At 73.2% G+C, this 16,026-nt stretch carries 18 protein-coding genes; 9 read left to right on the top strand and 9 right to left on the bottom strand.

What is annotated here, in order from left to right:
• Positions 1-42 precede the first annotated feature (42 nt).
• On the top strand, positions 43-261 hold the full coding sequence (locus E5082_RS08620) for a hypothetical protein (protein WP_031182095.1): 219 nt from the start codon (positions 43-45) through the stop codon (positions 259-261).
• Here the strand turns inward: E5082_RS08620 and moaA are convergent.
• The 3 genes from moaA to E5082_RS08605 all read right to left on the bottom strand — a co-directional run bounded on the left by moaA (position 244) and on the right by E5082_RS08605 (position 3,393).
• A complete protein-coding gene (moaA, locus tag E5082_RS08615) occupies positions 244-1,233 on the bottom strand; it encodes a GTP 3',8-cyclase MoaA (RefSeq protein WP_229918666.1) in 990 nt (329 codons plus the stop codon). The two genes, E5082_RS08620 and moaA, sit on opposite strands and share 18 nt — an antisense overlap.
• Positions 1,234-1,402: 169 nt before the next feature.
• The gene (locus tag E5082_RS08610; protein WP_135790657.1) at positions 1,403-3,046 is read right to left on the bottom strand and encodes a solute symporter family protein; all 1,644 of its coding nucleotides are present in this window, start codon (positions 3,044-3,046) and stop codon (positions 1,403-1,405) included.
• Positions 3,043-3,393, bottom strand: a complete 351-nt coding sequence (locus E5082_RS08605) for a DUF485 domain-containing protein (protein WP_135790656.1) — start codon at positions 3,391-3,393, stop codon at positions 3,043-3,045. Before E5082_RS08605 ends, E5082_RS08610 begins: the two co-directional genes overlap by 4 nt.
• A gap of 288 nt (positions 3,394-3,681) precedes the next feature.
• Here E5082_RS08605 and E5082_RS08600 point away from each other — a divergent pair, with 288 nt between their 5' ends.
• Complete coding sequence (locus E5082_RS08600) at positions 3,682-5,223, top strand: S8 family peptidase (RefSeq protein WP_135790655.1); 1,542 nt, start codon at positions 3,682-3,684, stop codon at positions 5,221-5,223.
• Between the two features lie 62 nt (positions 5,224-5,285).
• On the top strand, positions 5,286-6,659 hold the full coding sequence (locus E5082_RS08595) for a CoA transferase (protein WP_135790729.1): 1,374 nt from the start codon (positions 5,286-5,288) through the stop codon (positions 6,657-6,659).
• Between the two features lie 4 nt (positions 6,660-6,663).
• On the opposite strand, the gene E5082_RS08590 is transcribed toward E5082_RS08595, so the two are convergent.
• Positions 6,664-7,710 carry a zinc-dependent alcohol dehydrogenase family protein gene (locus E5082_RS08590; protein WP_135790654.1) on the bottom strand — a complete coding sequence of 349 codons (1,047 nt, stop codon included), beginning with the start codon at positions 7,708-7,710 and terminating at the stop codon, positions 6,664-6,666.
• Positions 7,711-7,949: 239 nt separating this feature from the next.
• Between E5082_RS08590 and E5082_RS08585 the strand changes: the two genes are divergently transcribed.
• From E5082_RS08585 to E5082_RS08565, 5 genes are all read left to right on the top strand, one after another.
• Complete coding sequence (locus tag E5082_RS08585) at positions 7,950-8,933, top strand: DEDDh family exonuclease (RefSeq protein ID WP_086694311.1); 984 nt, start codon at positions 7,950-7,952, stop codon at positions 8,931-8,933.
• A gap of 83 nt (positions 8,934-9,016) precedes the next feature.
• A complete protein-coding gene (locus E5082_RS08580) occupies positions 9,017-9,250 on the top strand; it encodes a hypothetical protein (RefSeq protein WP_078858611.1) in 234 nt (77 codons plus the stop codon).
• Positions 9,251-9,299: 49 nt separating this feature from the next.
• A complete protein-coding gene (locus tag E5082_RS08575) occupies positions 9,300-10,097 on the top strand; it encodes an SURF1 family cytochrome oxidase biogenesis protein (protein WP_135790653.1) in 798 nt (265 codons plus the stop codon).
• Positions 10,098-10,163: 66 nt separating this feature from the next.
• Positions 10,164-11,957 (top strand): glycoside hydrolase family 15 protein, encoded by a 1,794-nt coding sequence (locus E5082_RS08570; protein WP_135790652.1) that lies wholly within the window; start codon positions 10,164-10,166, stop codon positions 11,955-11,957.
• 4 nt (positions 11,958-11,961) lie between these two features.
• The gene (locus E5082_RS08565; RefSeq protein ID WP_135790651.1) at positions 11,962-12,717 is read left to right on the top strand and encodes an SDR family oxidoreductase; all 756 of its coding nucleotides are present in this window, start codon (positions 11,962-11,964) and stop codon (positions 12,715-12,717) included.
• A 19-nt stretch (positions 12,718-12,736) separates the two neighbouring features.
• Here E5082_RS08565 and amaP read toward each other — a convergent pair whose 3' ends face one another.
• From amaP to E5082_RS08540, 5 genes are all read right to left on the bottom strand, one after another.
• Complete coding sequence (gene amaP, locus E5082_RS08560) at positions 12,737-13,327, bottom strand: alkaline shock response membrane anchor protein AmaP (RefSeq protein WP_373309974.1); 591 nt, start codon at positions 13,325-13,327, stop codon at positions 12,737-12,739.
• Positions 13,324-14,007 (bottom strand): DUF6286 domain-containing protein, encoded by a 684-nt coding sequence (locus E5082_RS08555; protein WP_135790649.1) that lies wholly within the window; start codon positions 14,005-14,007, stop codon positions 13,324-13,326. Before E5082_RS08555 ends, amaP begins: the two co-directional genes overlap by 4 nt.
• On the bottom strand, positions 14,004-14,411 hold the full coding sequence (locus E5082_RS08550) for a hypothetical protein (RefSeq protein WP_135790648.1): 408 nt from the start codon (positions 14,409-14,411) through the stop codon (positions 14,004-14,006). Before E5082_RS08550 ends, E5082_RS08555 begins: the two co-directional genes overlap by 4 nt.
• Before the next feature lie 5 nt (positions 14,412-14,416).
• On the bottom strand, positions 14,417-14,647 hold the full coding sequence (locus E5082_RS08545) for a hypothetical protein (RefSeq protein WP_135790647.1): 231 nt from the start codon (positions 14,645-14,647) through the stop codon (positions 14,417-14,419).
• Between the two features lie 84 nt (positions 14,648-14,731).
• The gene (locus E5082_RS08540; RefSeq protein WP_373309993.1) at positions 14,732-15,196 is read right to left on the bottom strand and encodes an Asp23/Gls24 family envelope stress response protein; all 465 of its coding nucleotides are present in this window, start codon (positions 15,194-15,196) and stop codon (positions 14,732-14,734) included.
• Between the two features lie 98 nt (positions 15,197-15,294).
• Between E5082_RS08540 and E5082_RS08535 the strand changes: the two genes are divergently transcribed.
• Positions 15,295-16,011, top strand: coding sequence for a nucleopolyhedrovirus P10 family protein (locus tag E5082_RS08535; RefSeq protein WP_135790645.1), 717 nt, complete (start codon positions 15,295-15,297; stop codon positions 16,009-16,011).
• Positions 16,012-16,026 lie beyond the last annotated feature (15 nt).

The raw sequence follows: 16,026 nt of genomic DNA, 5'->3' as shown, positions 1-16,026 counted from the left end.
CCGCGCCAATTCCCCTCCGCTCGCCTCTGCGAGAATCTTCCCGTGAGTGAGACACCGATCTGTTCCGCGAAGGGCTGCCGGGCCGACGCCGTATGGGTGCTGGCGTGGAACAACCCGAAGATCCACACCCCGGAGCGGCGCAAGACCTGGATCGCCTGCGAGGAACACCGCGAGCACCTGTCCCAGTTCCTCGGCGTGCGCGGCTTTCTGAAGGACGTGGTCCCGCTCCGGGAGTGGGAGGACTCAGCCGCCGATCGCTGACATGGGGCGCTCCGGCTGGACGAAGGACGGGTCGTCGAGGCCCGCGCCCGCCTTCTTGCCCCACATCGCCTTGCGCCACAGCTCGGCGATCTCCTCGTCCCGCGCGCCGGAGCGCAGCAGGGCGCGCAGGTCGGTCTCCTCGGTGGCGAACAGACAGGTGCGTATCTGGCCGTCGGCGGTGAGCCGGGTGCGGTCGCAGGCCGCGCAGAACGGACGGGTCACCGAGGCGATCACGCCGACCCGCTGCGGGCCGCCGTCCACCAGCCAGCGCTCGGCCGGGGCCGAACCGCGCTCGCCCTCGCCCTCGGCGGTCAGCTCGAAGCGGGTGCGCAGGGAGGCGAGGATGTCCTGGGCGGTGACCATGCCCTCGCGCTTCCAGCCGTGCTGGGCGTCGAGCGGCATCTGCTCGATGAAGCGGAGTTCGTACTCGTGCTCCAGCGCCCAGGCCAGCAGGTCCGGGGCCTCGTCCGCGTTCAGGCCCGGCATCAGGACCGAGTTGACCTTGACGGGGGTGAGGCCCGCCTCGGAGGCGGCGCGGAGGCCGTCCAGTACGTCCTGGTGGCGGTCGCGCCGGGTGAGGGTCTTGAAGACGTCGGGGCGCAGGGTGTCCAGCGAGACGTTGACCCGGTCGAGTCCGGCGTGCTTCAGGGCGGCGGCGGTGCGCTTGAGGCCGATGCCGTTGGTCGTGATCGACATCCGGGGGCGCGGCTGAAGCGCCGCGACGCGCTCCACGATGCCGGCCAGGCCGGGGCGGAGCAGGGGCTCGCCGCCGGTGAAGCGGACCTCTTCGATGCCGAGGTGGGTCACCGCGAGGCCGATCAGGCGGACGATCTCGTCGTCCGTGAGCAGATCCGGCTTGGCCAGCCACTGCAGACCCTCCTCGGGCATGCAGTAGGTGCAGCGCAGATTGCACCGGTCGGTCAGCGAAACCCTCAGGTCGGTGGCCACCCGGCCGTAGGTGTCGATGAGCACGTGGGCCCCCTCCCTCGTCCCGGACCGCTTGTCACTGTCATCTGCGAGCCTACGCGAGACCTCGGACATCGACAGCGGCTGGTTTCCCTGCCCGGTACGGACGCGGCCGCGCCGCGCGGGTGTCCTGCCCCCCGCGCGGCGCGGCCGTGAGGTGTGCCGGGCGGCCGGCTCAGTGCGCCCCGGTGCCGGTCAGGGACCGTACCTCCAGCTCGGCGTACTTCTCCGCGTCCGGGACCTCCTTGGACAGCAGGGTGCCGACGGCCCCCAGCAGGAAGCCGACCGGGATGGAGATGATGCCGGGGTTCTCCAGCGGGAACCAGTGGAAGTCGACGTCGGGGAACATCGAGGTCGGCTTGCCGGAGACCACCGGGGAGAACAGCACCAGGCCGACCGCGGTGACCAGGCCGCCGTAGATCGACCACAGGGCGCCTGAGGTGGTGAACCGCTTCCAGAACAGGCTGTAGAGGATGGTCGGCAGGTTCGCCGACGCGGCGACCGCGAAGGCCAGCGCCACGAGTCCGGCCACGTTCAGGTCGCGGGCGAGGGCACCGAGCACGATGGAGACGGCGCCGATGCCGACGGTGGCGTATCGGGCGGCGTTGATCTCCTGCTTCTCGGTGGCCTGGCCCTTCTTGATGACGTTGGCGTAGATGTCGTGGGCGAAGGACGAGGAGGAGGCCAGGGTGAGGCCGGCGACGACCGCGAGGATCGTGGCGAAGGCGACGGCGGAGATGCTGGCCAGCAGGATGGCGCCCCAGTTGGAGTCCACTCCCCCGAGGTGCAGGGCGAGCAGGGGGGCCGCGGTGTTGCCCGCCTTGTTGGAGGCGATGATCTCCGCCGGCTTGATCAGCGCGGCGGCGCCGAAGCCCAGGGCGAGGGTCATCAGATAGAAGGCGCCGATCAGGCCGATGGCCCAGATCACCGACTTCCGGGCCGCCTTGGCGGTGGGGACCGTGTAGAACCGGATCAGGATGTGCGGCAGGCCCGCGGTGCCCAGGACCAGGGCGATGCCGAGGGAGATGAAGTCCAGCTTGGAGGTGCCGGTGGCGCCGTACTTCAGGCCGGGCTCCAGGAACGCCTTGCCCTTGCCGCTGTTGTCGGCGGCCGAACCCAGCAGGTCGGAGACGTTGAAGTCGAACTTGAGCAGCACCAGGAAGGTCAGCAGAATGGCGCCCGCGATGAGGAGGACGGCCTTGACCATCTGGACCCAGGTGGTGCCCTTCATGCCGCCGATGGTGACGTACACGATCATCAGGACGCCGACCAGGGCGACGATGCCGATCTTGCCGCTGTCGCTGGTGATGCCGAGCAGCAGGGAGACCAGGACACCGGCGCCGGCCATCTGTGCGAGCAGGTAGAAGATCGACACCACGATTGTGGAGGTGCCCGCGGCGGTGCGCACCGGGCGCTGGCGCATCCGGTAGGCCAGCACGTCGCCCATGGTGTAGCGGCCGGAGTTGCGCAGCGGCTCGGCGACCAGGAGCAGGGCGACCAGCCAGGCGACCAGGAAGCCGATGGAGTACAGGAAGCCGTCGTAGCCGAACAGGGCGATGGCGCCCGCGATGCCGAGGAAGGACGCGGCGGACATGTAGTCGCCGGAGACGGCGAGTCCGTTCTGGAAGCCGGTGAACTGGCGGCCGCCCGCGTAGAAGTCGGCGGCGTCCTTGGTCTGGCGGCCCGCCCAGACGGTGATGACCAGGGTCGCGGCGACGAACACCGCGAACAGGGAGATGATCAGACCTCTGTGCTCACTGGCCTCGCCGGCCGCGAGCCAGGTGTGCTGGGCGGCGATCGTGTGCTGAGCGGAAATCATGCGCCGCCCTCCATCCGGGACTTGATGGCCTCGGCCCTGGGGTCGAGCTTGGCGGCCGCGTGCCGCGCGTACCACCAGGCGATGAGGAACGTGGTGAGGAACTGGGCGAGGCCCAGCACGAGGGCCACGTTGATGTTCCCGGCGATCTCGGTGCCCATGAAGCCGCCCGCGTAGCAGGAGAGCAGCACGTAGAGCAGGTACCAGGCGATGAAGGCGATCGTCAGGGGGAAGGCGAACGAGCGGTGGGCGCGGCGCAGTTCACCGAACTCCGCGCTCGCCTGCGCCTCGGTGAACTCCACGGGGGAAGGAAGTTGGTGCTTCGCGGGGGGCGGTGTCTCGGTCGCCACTCAAGGTCTCCTCGCGTCACGGACGGGCGGTTGCCGACCTCACTGGAACGGAGATCACGTTACCGGGCGTCAACGAGCGACTCCCCGTTGTGATCTTCCGGGGGGCGCGATCCGGCCGTGCCCCCTCGTTGACGCACACGGTCCGGCGCTGACGCCGGTTCACACGGGTTCGGGGCTTTCGCAGTTCCGCGCCCGCGGGATAGCTTCACCTTGTTCCACCCGTCATGTACCTGCCCGAGCACCACCCGTGCCTCGGGCGGTTCCGTTTCCGGATGATGTGGAGATCCCATGGCTCATCTGCGCTCCCGGCGCCGGTTCGCGCCGGCCGTCCCGGTCGTGCTGTCGCTGACCGCCTCGCTCGGCTTCCTGCCGACGGCGGCTTCGGCGGCCCCGTCCACGGCCCTGACGACGCGGGCGGCGGAGGGTTCGGCCACCACGTACGACGGCCCGAAGCTGTCCTACGTGGTCAACACGAGAACGGACCATCGCACGATCGAGTCGGTGCGCCGCGCGATAGGACGCAACGGCGGCACCGTCGTGGCCAGTTACGACCGTATCGGCGTGCTCGTGGTGCACTCCGCGAACCCCGGCTTCGCCACGTCGATCCGCAAGGTGTCCGGTGTCTCCTCGGCCGGGGCCACCCGCAACGCGCCGCTGCCCGCGCAGTCCACCACCGATCTGGGCGTGCCGAAGCCGCTGACGGCGGCGGAGCTGTCGAAGGCCAAGGCGGTGGACGGGCAGGACCCGCTGGAGCCGCTCCAGTGGGACCTGCCCGCCATCAAGGCGGACAAGGCCCATGAGAAGACGCTCGGCAGCAGCAAGGTGACGGTCGCCGTCATCGACACCGGCGTGGACGACACCCACCCGGACATCGCGCCCAACTTCGACCGGGCGGCCTCCGTCAACTGCGTCTCCGGCGCGCCGGACACGGCGGACGGTGCCTGGCGGCCCAGCGCGTCGGAGTCGCCGCACGGTACGCATGTCGCGGGTGAGATCGCGGGTGCCAAGAACGGCGTCGGCATCACGGGTGTGGCGCCGGGCGTGAAGGTGTCGGGCATCAAGGTGGGCAACCCGGACGGCTACTTCTACACCGAGGCCGTGGTCTGCGGGTTCGTGTGGGCGGCCGAGCACCACGTGGACGTCACCAACAACAGCTATTACACCGACCCGTGGTACTTCAACTGCACCGGCGACCCGGACCAGAAGGCCCTGGTGGACGCCATCACGCGGGCCACCCGGTACGCGGAGAGCAAGGGCACGGTCAACGTCGCGGCGGCCGGCAACGAGAACTACGACTTCGCCGCCGACTCGATCACCGACCCCTCCTCCCCCAACGACGGCACCCCCTCGGACCGGACCGTCGACCCGCGCAAGTGCTTCGACATACCCACCCAGCTCCCCGGTGTGGTGACGGTCGCGGCGACCGGCGCGAAGGGCATCAAGTCGTCGTTCTCCAACTACGGCCTGGGCACGATCGACATCGCGGCGCCCGGCGGCGACTCAACCGCCTACCAGACCCCGGCCCCGCCCGCGGCCAGCGGCCTCATCCTGGGCCCGCTGCCCGGCGGCAAGTGGGGCTACATGGCCGGCACCTCGATGGCCTCCCCGCACGTCGCCGGTGTCGCGGCGCTGATCAAGTCGGTCCACCCGCACGCCCCCGCCGCCGCGGTGAAGGCCCTGCTGTACGCGGAGGCGACGGCCACGCCGTGCACCGACCCGTACGACATCAACAGTGACGGCAAGGTCGACGCGGTGTGCGAGGGCACGAAGAACCGCAACGGCTTCTACGGCTGGGGGATCGCGGACGCCCTGGCGGCGGTGAGCCACTAGGGGCTGGGGCGCCTCTTGTCGGGCTCAGGCGGCTGATGCATAGTGCGGTCGTGATCGATCCCATGATCAAGTCCGCCTGGGCCGCGCTGGGCGACGACCGCGCGCTGCTCGCCCGGCTGGTCTGCGTCGAGCGGCCGGGGGCCCTGAGCGCCCGCCTTCCCGTGCAGCGGCTGGCGCGCGCGTGCGTGGGCACGTGCGCGCTGGCCGCCGCCGAGCTGGGCGCGCTGCGGGCCGGGCTGGGCACCGTGCCGCGCGCCGTGGTGGACGACGGCGCGGTCGTCACCGCCTTCCACAGCGAGCGGCTGCTGCGGATCGACGGCCGCGCCCCGGTCAACTTCGCCCCGCTGTCCCGCTGGTGGCGGGCGGGGGACGGCTGGGTGCGGACCCACGCCAACTACCCGCACCACCGGCAGCGCCTCCTCGGTGCGCTGGGCCTGCCCGACGGCGCCGGCCCCGAGGACGTGGAGCGGCTGCTCCTCGAACGCTCCGCCCTGGACATCGAGGAGACGGTGTACGCCGCCGGGGGCCTGGCGGTGGCCCTGCGCACCCCCGGACAGTGGGCGGCACATCCGCAGGGCGCCGAGGTGGCCCGGCGGCCACTGGTGGAGCGCGGCCCGGTCGGCGCGCCCTCGGCACGCCGACTCCCGCCTCTGGAAGGGGAGTCCGGCCCGCTGCTGCCCGCCGCCGGGCTGCGCGTCCTGGACCTCACCCGCGTCCTCGCCGGGCCCGTCGCCACCCGCACCCTCGCGCTGCTCGGCGCCGACGTGCTGCGCGTCGACGCCCCCGAGCTGCCCGAACTGCCCGACCAGCACGCGGACACGGGTTTCGGGAAACGGTCCGCCACCCTCGGACTCACCGCCGACAGCACGGCGTTGAACGACCTGCTGGCATCCGCCGACGTGGTCGTCACCGGCTACCGCCCCGGCGCCCTGGACCGCTTCGGCCTCTCCCCCGAGGCCCTGGCCGAGCGGTACCCCGGCCTGATCGTCGCCCAGATCTCGGCGTGGGGCACGTACGGACCCTGGGGCGAGCGGCGCGGCTTCGACAGCCTGGTCCAGGTCGCGACCGGCATCGCGGCCATCGAGGGCTCGGCCATGGAGCCCGGCGCGCTGCCCGCCCAGGCCCTGGACCACGGCTCGGGCTATCTGCTGGCCGCCGGCATCCTGCGGGCCCTGGCCGAACGGTCCCGCGACGGCCGGGGCCGCCTGGTGCGCCTCGCGCTCGCCCGGACGGCGCACTGGCTGACCGACGAGGCGGGGCGGGACCCGCGTACGGGCGGCCCGGCCTACGAGGGCCCGGACGCGTGGCTGGCCGAACGGGACAGCCCGCTCGGCCGGTTGCGGTACGCCCGGCCCCCGGTGTCGTTCACCGGCGGGCCGGCCGACTGGGCCACCCCGCCCGTCCCCCCGGGGTCCAGCGCGGCGGCGTGGGGCTGACCGTTCAGCCGTTGGTGACGAGGACCTTCAGCGCCGTGCGCTCGTCCATCGCACGGTAGCCGTCCGGGACGCCCTCGATGTCCACGGTCATGTCGAACACCGGGGAGGGGTCGATGGTGCCGTTCAGGACGTCGGGCAGCAGCTCGGGGATGTAGGTGCGGACCGGGGCGACGCCGCCGCGCAGGGCGATGTTGCGGTCGAACATGACGCTGAGGTCCAGGCCGGTGCCGCTGCCGTGGGGGACGCCGACGAAGCCGATGGCGCCGCCGTCGCGGGTGATGTTGACGGCGGTGCTCATGGACTGCTCGGTGCCGACCGCCTCGACGACGGCGTGCGCGCCCTGGCCACCGGTCAGCTCGCGGACGGCCGCGACCGCTTCCTCGCCGCGCGCCGCGACGACGTCGGTGGCGCCGAAGCGGCGGGCGATGTCGGTACGCACCTCGTGGCGGCCGAGGGCGATGATCCGCTCGGCGCCGAGCCGCTTGGCGGCCAGCACCGCGCAGAGGCCGACGGCGCCGTCACCGACGACGGCGACCGTGGCGCCGGGGCGGACGCCCGCGCCGAGGGCGGCGTGGTGGCCGGTGCCGAGTACGTCGGAGAGGGTGAGCAGGCCGGTGAGGAGGTGGTCGTCGGAGGCCGCCTCCTTGGGCAGCTTGACGAGCGTGCCGTCGGCGAACGGCACCCGTACCGCCTCGCCCTGGCCGCCGTCGTAGCCGACGGAGCCCCAGAAGCCGCCGTGCACGCAGGAGGTGGTCAGGCCCTCGGCGCAGTACTCGCAGGTGCCGTCGGACCACATGAACGGCGCGACCACGAGGTCCCCGCGCCGGAGCGTGCCGACGTCGGAGCCGGTCTCCTCCACCACACCGAGGAACTCGTGCCCGATCCGCTGCCCCGGCTGCCGGGCCGCCTCGCCCCGGTAGGCCCACAGGTCGCTGCCGCAGATGCAGGCGCGCAGCACGCGTACGACCGCGTCGGTGGGGAGCTGCACGATCGGCTCGGGCACGTCCGACACCCGCATGTCGAACGGGGCGTGGATGGTGGTGGCGCGCATGACGGGGTCCTTCTCGTACCGGAGGCGGGGGTGCCCGGAGATGTGCCGAGCGCACCCACGGTACGCCGTCGCGGGGCCGGTCCGCGCCGCGAGGGGCCCCGGACCAGCGGCGACGTCCTCAAGGGCGTTGGCCCGTATCGGCCTTGGGGGCGTACACCCATGCGAGGCACAACCCGGTCGGTGGGGCGGGAGCCCCTGGGCGGCCCGGCTGTCGGCGGTGACCCGTATCCTCATTGACCATGCTCGAAGACCCCGCGACCGCAGTGTCCTCGCCCACCCCGTGGCCGGCCGTGTATCCGAAGGGATACGCGGTCGTTGACGTCGAGACCACCGGGCTGGCCCGCGACGACCGGATCATCTCCGCGGCCGTGTACCGGCTGGACGCGCGCGGCGAGGTCGAGGACCACTGGTACACGCTGGTCAACCCCGAGCGCGACCCCGGCCCGGTGTGGATACACGGGCTGACGAGCGACGTGCTCGAAGGGGCGCCGCTCTTCACGGAGGTGGCGGAGGAGTTCGCGGCCCGGCTGGCGGACCGCGTGCTGGTCGCGCACAACGCGGTCTTCGACTGGCAGATGATCGCGCGGGAGTACGCGCGCGCCCGGCGCGAGCCCCCGGTGCGCCAGCGGCTGTGCACCATCGCGCTCTCCAAGGAGCTGCGCCTGCCCCTGCCCAACTTCAAGCTGGAGTCGCTCGCCGCGCACTTCGGGGTCGTGCAGCAGCGCGCGCACCACGCGCTGGACGACGCGCGGGTGCTGGCGGAGGCGTTCCGGCCGAGCCTCAGGGCGGCCGCCGCGAACGAGGTGCGGCTGCCGCTGCTGGAGTGCCGCCCGCTCACCGAGTGGTCGGACACCCCGCTCATCGGCCGTCAGGCGACCGGCGGTTACGGCGGCGGGCGCGGCCCCGGCTGGCGCCCGGCGCGCAAGCGGCCCGCGTGCCCGTACCCCAACCCCGGACGGTACGAACCGGGCAAACGCCTCAAGCAGGGCATGCGGGTGGCCTTTTCGGGTGACACCTCCACCGAGCGCGAGCTGCTGGAGGACCGGGCCACCGAGGCCGGGCTGCACGTGGCCACCAGCCTCTCCCGGCTGACCAGCCTGCTGGTCACCAACGACCCCGACTCGGGCACCTCCAAGACGGCCAAGGCCCGCCAGTTCGGCACCCCGGTCATCGACGAGGCCGCCTTCGGACAACTGCTGCGCGACGTCGAAGCGGCCGGCTGACAGCCGTACGGACGGGTGATTCCCCCGCGATTCGCGCCCGCCCCCGCTCGCCCCACGGCCGGGTACGGCCCACTCTGAGGCGCATGGCGAGATGCGAAGTTTGCGGCAATGACTACGGAATGACCTTCGAGGTCCACGCACAGGGCGCGGTGCACGTCTTCGACTGCTTCTCCTGCGCCATCCACCGCATGGCACCCATCTGCGAGCACTGCCGGGTGCAGATCATCGGGCAGGGCGTGGAGGTGGAGGGCCACTGGTACTGCGGCGCCCACTGCGCCCGCGCCGAGGGGAAGGCGGGGGTGGTGGACCGGGTCTGACCCGGTACCCGCCCGAATGCGCCCCACGGCCCGGAGGTACCGTCGTGGGGTGCACCGCTACCGCTTCCTGCTCACCCGCCAGTGGGTGATCCTCACCCTCGTCGTGATCGCGCTGATCCCGACGATGATCAGGCTCGGTTTCTGGCAGCACCACCGGTACGAGGAACGCACCGCCCGCAACAACCTGGTCGCGCGGGCCCTGCGCGCCGATCCGGTGCCCGTGGAACGGCTCACCTCCCCCGGCCGCGCCGTCACCCACGCCGACAAGTACCGCACGGTCACCGCGACCGGCACCTTCGACACCGCCCACGAGGAGGTCGTCCGGCGCCGCACCAACGCCGACGACGAGGTGGGCTTCCACGTCCTGACCCCGCTGAGGCTGACCGACGGCCGGGTGCTGCTGGTCAACCGGGGCTGGATTCCGGCGAACGGCGCCCAGACCGAGTTCCCGAAGGTCCCCGCGCCTCCGGCCGGGAAGGTGACGATCACCGGCCGGCTGAAGGCCGACGAGACCACCGAGGCCAGCGGCATCAAGCAGATCGCCGGTCTGCCGGACCGCCAGGTCATGCTGATCAACAGCGCCGACCAGGCCGAGCGCCTCGGCGCCCCGGTGCTCGGCGGCTATGTGGAGCAGACCGCGCCGGAGCCCAGGGGGGACACCCCGGAGCAGATCTCCAGCCCCGGCAGCGAGGACGCCCCGCTGAACTACGCGTACATGATCCAGTGGTGGCTGTTCGCCGCCGCCGTGCCCGTCGGCTGGTGGTTCCTGGTCCGGCGCGAGCTGCGCGACCGGGCCGCCGCGGCGGAGCAGGAGAGCGCGGCCGAGGCGGAGCCCGCCGCCGTGTGAGCCGGGTGTCACTCCCCCGGCGCACCACCTGATTGGCCGTCAGGCCGCCCGGGGAATCGCCAACCCGTGAACCCGCGCATCGAGGACTACGCCGTCATCGGCGACGAGCAGAGCGCCGCCCTGGTCGGCCGGGACGGCTCGATCGACTGGCTCTGCCTGCCCCGCTTCGACTCCGGCGCCTGCTTCGCCCGGCTGCTGGGCGACGAGGACAACGGCTACTGGCGGATCGCGCCGAAGGGCGCCGGCACCTGCACCCGGCGCGCCTACCGCCCGGACACCCTCGTGCTGGACACCGAGTGGGACACCCCCGAGGGCACCGTGCGCGTCACCGACCTGATGCCGCAGCGCGAGAAGGTCCCGGACGTCGTACGGATCGTGGAGGGCGTCAGCGGCCGGGTCACCGTGCGCAGCACACTCCGGCTGCGCTTCGACCACGGCTCCATCGTGCCGTGGATGCGCCGCGCGGACGGGCACCGGGTGGCCGTCGCGGGCCCGGACTCCACCTGGCTGCGCTCCGAGCCGCACGTGCGGACCTGGGGCGAGGACCTCGGCACGCACTCGGAGTTCACCCTGGCGGAGGGCGAGCGGGTGGCGTTCGTGCTCACCTGGCACCCCTCGCACCAGCCGCGCCCCCGGCTGATCGACCCGTACCAGGCGCTCAGCTCCAGCGTGCGGGACTGGCGGCGCTGGAGCGGGCGGTGCCGCTACGACGGGCCGTACCGGGACGCCGTGGTGCGCTCGCTGATCACCCTGAAGGCACTCACCTACCGGCCCACCGGCGGGATCGTCGCGGCGGCCACCACCTCGCTGCCGGAGAAGCTCGGCGGGGTGCGCAACTGGGACTACCGGTACTGCTGGCTGCGCGACTCCACCCTCACCCTGGACGTGCTGCTCGCCGCCGGGTACCACGAGGAGGCCGAGGCGTGGCGCGACTGGCTGCTCAGAGCGGTCGCGGGCAGCCCCGAGGACCTCCAGATCATGTACGGGGTCGCGGGCGAGCGCAGGCTCCCGGAGACCGAGCTGCCCTGGCTCGCCGGGTTCGCGGGATCGGCGCCGGTCCGCATCGGCAACAGCGCGGTGGACCAGCTCCAGCTCGACGTGTACGGCGAGGTGATGGACTCCCTGTGGCTGGCCCGGAAATCGGGCCTGTCGGCCCGGCCGCACATGTGGGCCCTGCAGTGCGCGCTGATCGACTTCCTCCAGGATCAGTGGCGTCAGCCGGACGAGGGGCTGTGGGAAGTGCGCGGCGGGCGCCGCCAGTTCACGCATTCCAAGGTGATGACCTGGGTGGCGGTGGACCGCGCCGTACGCACCCTGGAGGAGCACCCCGAGCTGGAGGGCGACCTTCCCGGCTGGCGGGAGCTGCGCGACGAGATCCACGCCGAGGTGTGCGCCAAGGGCTACGACCCCGAGCGCAACACCTTCACCCAGTACTACGGCTCCCGCGAGCTGGACGCCTCGCTGCTGCTGATCCCGCGCGTGGGCTTCCTGCCCCCGGAGGACCCACGGGTGATCGGCACGGTCGACGCGATCGCCGCCGGCCTGGGCGACAGGGGCTTCGTTCGCCGCTACGACACCGAGGACCCCGAGGGCCCGGTGGTCGACGGGCTGCCCGAGGGCGAGGGTGCCTTCCTCGCCTGCTCCTTCTGGCTGGCCGACGCCCTGTACCTGACCGGCCGCACGGACGAGGCCCGCGCGCTGTTCGAGCGGCTGGCCGGGCTGGCCAACGACGTGGGGCTGCTGGCCGAGGAGTACGACGCGGAGGCCGGCTGCCAGCTCGGCAACTTCCCGCAGGCGTTCAGCCACATCGCGCTGGTGAACACCGCCTTCACACTGTTCGGCACCGAGGAGGCAGGATAGGAGCATGGATCTTGGACTGAAGGACCGGGTGTACATCGTCACCGGCGCCTCGCGGGGCCTGGGCAACGCGGCCGCGCGGCAGTTGGTCGCGGACGGGGCGAAGGTGGTCGTCACCGGCCGGGACGAGCAGCGGGTGGCGGACGCCGCCGCCGAGCTCGGCCCGGACGCGGTGGGCGTGGCCGTCGGCAATGCCGAGGCGGACGCTCCGGAGCGGCTGATCGCGCTGGCCCGCGAGCGCTTCGGCCGTTTCGACGGCATCCTCATCAGCGTCGGCGGCCCGCCGCCCGGCTTCGTCGCGGACAACAGCGACGAGCAGTGGCGGGACGCGTTCGAGTCGGTGTTCCTCGGCGCGGTGCGCCTGGCCCGCGCCGCGGCGGCGGAGCTGGAGCCGGGCGGGGTGATCGGGTTCGTGCTGTCGGGCTCGGTGCACGAGCCGATCCCGGGGCTGACCATCTCCAACGGGCTGCGGCCGGGCCTCGCCGGGTTCGCCAAGTCCCTCTCCGACGAGCTGGGCCCGCGCGGCATCCGGGTCGTCGGCCTGCTCCCGGCGCGTATAGACACCGACCGGGTGCGCGAGCTGGACGCCCTCTCCGCCGACCCGGTGGCCACCAGGGCGGCCAACGAGTCCCGCATCCCGCTGCGCCGGTACGGGACGCCGGAGGAGTTCGGGCGGGTGGCCGCGTTCCTGCTGTCCCCGGCCGCGTCCTATCTGACGGGCGTCATGCTGCCGGTCGACGGGGGCATGCGGCACGGGTTCTGAGTCCTTCCGGGGCGGACCGTCAGCTCACCCGGTCCGCCTTGTGCCGTACCGCCCGCAGCCGCACCTCGGTGGGCAGCGTCTCGATGCCCGTCGAGTCGCGGGCCGCGCCCAGTGGGTGCGCGGCGAAGTCGGCCAGGGCGGCGGCCGGGGCGGCGCCGGGTTCCAGGCGGAGCCCGGCGCGCAGCGCGGGGGACGTCCGGCGGCCGCTCAGGCGGGCGCCTGCCCCGGCCACGCCCGGCCGGCGGGCCGCGTCCTCCGCGACCGCGGACTCCAGCGCGCCGCCGCGCACCAGGGCGCCGGTGCCGTCGCCGCTGTCGACGAGGATCTCGGAGAGCCGGTGCCTGCGCAGCACCGACACCAGCCACCACAGTCCGACGAGGAACAGAACGGCCAGCAGCGCGATCAGCGCGGGCCACCACCAGTCCTGGTCCCGCCAGGCGGTGCGCTCGGCCCGGCTGAGCAGCACGTCGTGCCGGCCGGAGTGCGGCCACCAGGAGGGCGAGGGCGCGCCGAGGCCGACGGCCAGCACCGACCCGCCGAGCACGAACAGCACCAGTCCGGCGAGCGCCAGCAGGACGCGGTTGACGACTCCTGAACGCATGCCCCTCATCCCTTCTTCCCGGGTCCCCTGAGGCGTACCGACAGCTTGGGGCGCCGCACCAGGCCGAGGTCGGTCACGGCACCGGCCAGCGCGGTGTCCAGGTCGCTCCGCACCTCGGCGGGGTCCCGGAAGTGCGAGATCACCCGCACGTCGGCCCGGCGGCGGTGCATCCTCACCCGCGCCTCGCGCACCCCGGAGACCTCCACGGCCCGGTCCCGCAGCACCTGGGCGGCGGCGTCACGGGTGAGCGCGGCGCGTACGTCGTGGCGCGGGCGGAGCATGGGGAGCAGGTTGCGCAGGCCGGGGGTGATCGCGAGCAGGATCAGCCAGAGGCCGACGGCGGCGACGAAGGCGGCGCCCGCGAGCACCGGGATGTCGTCGAGGGGACGCTCGGCCAGCTGGCGGGCGAGTTCGCGGCGCCAGTACATCGCCGGGTACCCGGCGCGGACGGCGACCACGTCGTACAGCAGCAGGCCGGCGCCGCCCAGGGTGAGCAGGGCGACGATCGCCGAGGGGACGCGGCGGGCGGACCAGAAACGGCCGCTGCCGCGGGCGTCCGGGGAGAGGGCCGGCTGCTGGGCCGTGGGCGGGGTGTGCCGCTCGGTGCCGGGGTGCTTCTCGGTGTCCGGGTGCTTCTCGGTGTCCACCACGGGCATGGGCCGGGTGGCGTCCTGCGGCGGCTCGCTCATACCGTCCTCCCCCGACGCTCACCGGGCAGCCGCAGCCGCTCCACCTCGACGACCACCTCCGGCACCTCCATGTTCGCCAGCGTGCCCACCCGCTCGGTGACCCGGCGGCGTACGGCCGCGCAGCGCGCGCCGATGTCGCCGGGGTACTCCAGCTCCAGCGCCACCCGCACCCGGGCCGTGGCGAAGGGGCTGTCCTCCACCGGGCCGGTGCCGCGTGCCCGGGGACGGACGTTGACCGTGGCGTGCGGCGGGTCGAGATCGCGGGGCAGCGGAGCGATCGCCTCCCGCGCGGCCCGCGCGGCGATCTTGGCGACGACCCGGTCCGCGATCCGGGTGTACCCGCGCTCGCCCGGCGGGGTGCGGTCCGGGACAGCCGGCGCCGCCGCGCCGGCCTCCGTGCTCATCGCGCTCACCGGCGCCAGTCGCGCCGGTCGCCGCCGGTGCGGAGCCGGTCGTCACGGGTGCGGTCGTCCCGGCGGCGGAAGAAGTCGCCGAGCTCCAGTTCACCGTCCATGAAGCGGCCGGCGAAGAATCCGATGGCCCCGAGGGCCGCCACCAGCACGAAGGCTCCGAAACCGCCGTAGAACCCGGCGAAGCCCAGCGCCATTCCGGCGATCATGCCGACTGCTGCCATGCTCATCTCTGCAGCGCTCCTTCAAGCGGGTCGGCTCGTCCGGCCGAGTGATGTCAGCCGGTCCGGCCTCTTGTACGAGTACCCCCCGACTCACTGGATACGAGGCTGCCCCGGCTCCTCGTCGTCCTCCTCTTCGGGGAGGTGGACGTCGCTGACCGCGATGTTGACCTCGACGACCTCGAGGCTCGTCATCCGCTCCACGGCGGAGATCACGTTCTCCCGGACCGCGCCGGAGACGTCGCCGATGGGATAGCCGTACTCCACGACGATCTCCAGGTCGAGCGCGGTCTGCACCTCTCCGACCTCGGCCTTCACGCCCCGGGTGACGGCCTTGCCGCCGCCCGGCACCCGCTCGCGCACGGCGCCGAGGGTGCGGGAGAGGCCGCTGCCCATGGCGTGCACGCCCTCCACGTCACGTGCCGCCATTCCGGCGATCTTCTCGACGACTCCGTCCGCGATGGTGGTGCGGCCTCTGGTCGCCGGGTCGCCGCCGCCGGACCGGGTCTGCCTGCGGGCCGAGGTCTGCGGCTCGTTGTCGCCGCCGTGGGTTGCCATCTCGCTCATCGCCACTGCTCCCCTTTTCGGTCGTCGTTCTCCGACCACGGTAAGCACGCCTGCGCCGTTGCGCGCCGTGGAGAGGGCAGGGTGGAGGAATGACGGCGGACTGGACACAGGCGGTACGGCAGCGACTGGCGCCCGGCAGACTGCTGCCGCTCGGCGGCAGCCGGGACGGTGCGTGGATGACGGAACGGGCGGCCGCCTCTGTGCTGGCCGGGGCGGCGGCGGAGGTGCCGGGGGCGTGGCTGGGCACGCTGCGGATCGGTCCGGCCGATCCGCGGGAGGTGCGCGAGCCGGTCGTACCGGCCCCGCCGAGCGCGCTGTGGCCGGGGCCCCTCCGGGTGACGGCAGACTTCGCGGCGACCGCCGCCCGGCCGCTGCCGGTGACGGCGGACCGGCTGCGGGAGGTGCTGACCGCGGCGGCCGACCGGCTGGGGCTCACCGTGACGGAGGTGGACCTGCGGGTGACGGACCTGTTGGAGCCGCCCGCCGAACCGCCCCCGGCGCCCCGGCCGCAGCGGGCGCCGGACGCCGAGCGGACCACCGACCCGGACGAGGCGACGGTGGCCGCGGCCGTGCTCACGGTGGCCGGGGTGACCCGGCTGACGGCGGCCTTCGGCGACCGGGGCCACGCGGTCCGGGTCCAGCGGCGCGAGTCGGACGCGGCCCTCCCGCACCGGCATGTGTACGTGGAGGTCGCCACGGACTCCGCGCACCGGGCCACCGAGGTGGCCCAGCGGGTGCGCGCGGCGGTACGGGACACGCTGGAGGACCGCCCGACGGTGGCGGTCCTGGTGACCGGCGTGGAATGAGCGCGACCGCGAACG

The organism is Streptomyces griseoluteus, assembly GCF_004784465.1.
Taxonomy (GTDB): domain Bacteria; phylum Actinomycetota; class Actinomycetes; order Streptomycetales; family Streptomycetaceae; genus Streptomyces; species Streptomyces griseoluteus.
This window is presented reverse-complemented; position numbering and strand designations above follow the sequence as displayed.

Excerpts from the sequence above, each read along its gene's own strand:
- E5082_RS08610 (WP_135790657.1), bottom strand. The coding sequence starts at position 3,046 with ATGATTTCCGCTCAGCACACGATCGCCGCCCAGCACACCTGGCTCGCG.
- E5082_RS08600 (WP_135790655.1), top strand. The coding sequence starts at position 3,682 with ATGGCTCATCTGCGCTCCCGGCGCCGGTTCGCGCCGGCCGTCCCGGTC.
- E5082_RS08595 (WP_135790729.1), top strand. The coding sequence starts at position 5,286 with ATGATCAAGTCCGCCTGGGCCGCGCTGGGCGACGACCGCGCGCTGCTC.
- E5082_RS08590 (WP_135790654.1), bottom strand. The coding sequence starts at position 7,710 with ATGCGCGCCACCACCATCCACGCCCCGTTCGACATGCGGGTGTCGGAC.
- E5082_RS08585 (WP_086694311.1), top strand. The coding sequence starts at position 7,950 with ATGCTCGAAGACCCCGCGACCGCAGTGTCCTCGCCCACCCCGTGGCCG.
- E5082_RS08580 (WP_078858611.1), top strand. The coding sequence starts at position 9,017 with ATGGCGAGATGCGAAGTTTGCGGCAATGACTACGGAATGACCTTCGAG.
- E5082_RS08565 (WP_135790651.1), top strand. The coding sequence starts at position 11,962 with ATGGATCTTGGACTGAAGGACCGGGTGTACATCGTCACCGGCGCCTCG.
- amaP (WP_373309974.1), bottom strand. The coding sequence starts at position 13,327 with ATGAGGGGCATGCGTTCAGGAGTCGTCAACCGCGTCCTGCTGGCGCTC.
- E5082_RS08555 (WP_135790649.1), bottom strand. The coding sequence starts at position 14,007 with ATGAGCGAGCCGCCGCAGGACGCCACCCGGCCCATGCCCGTGGTGGAC.
- E5082_RS08550 (WP_135790648.1), bottom strand. The coding sequence starts at position 14,411 with ATGAGCACGGAGGCCGGCGCGGCGGCGCCGGCTGTCCCGGACCGCACC.
- E5082_RS08545 (WP_135790647.1), bottom strand. The coding sequence starts at position 14,647 with ATGAGCATGGCAGCAGTCGGCATGATCGCCGGAATGGCGCTGGGCTTC.
- E5082_RS08540 (WP_373309993.1), bottom strand. The coding sequence starts at position 15,196 with ATGGCAACCCACGGCGGCGACAACGAGCCGCAGACCTCGGCCCGCAGG.
- E5082_RS08535 (WP_135790645.1), top strand. The coding sequence starts at position 15,295 with ATGACGGCGGACTGGACACAGGCGGTACGGCAGCGACTGGCGCCCGGC.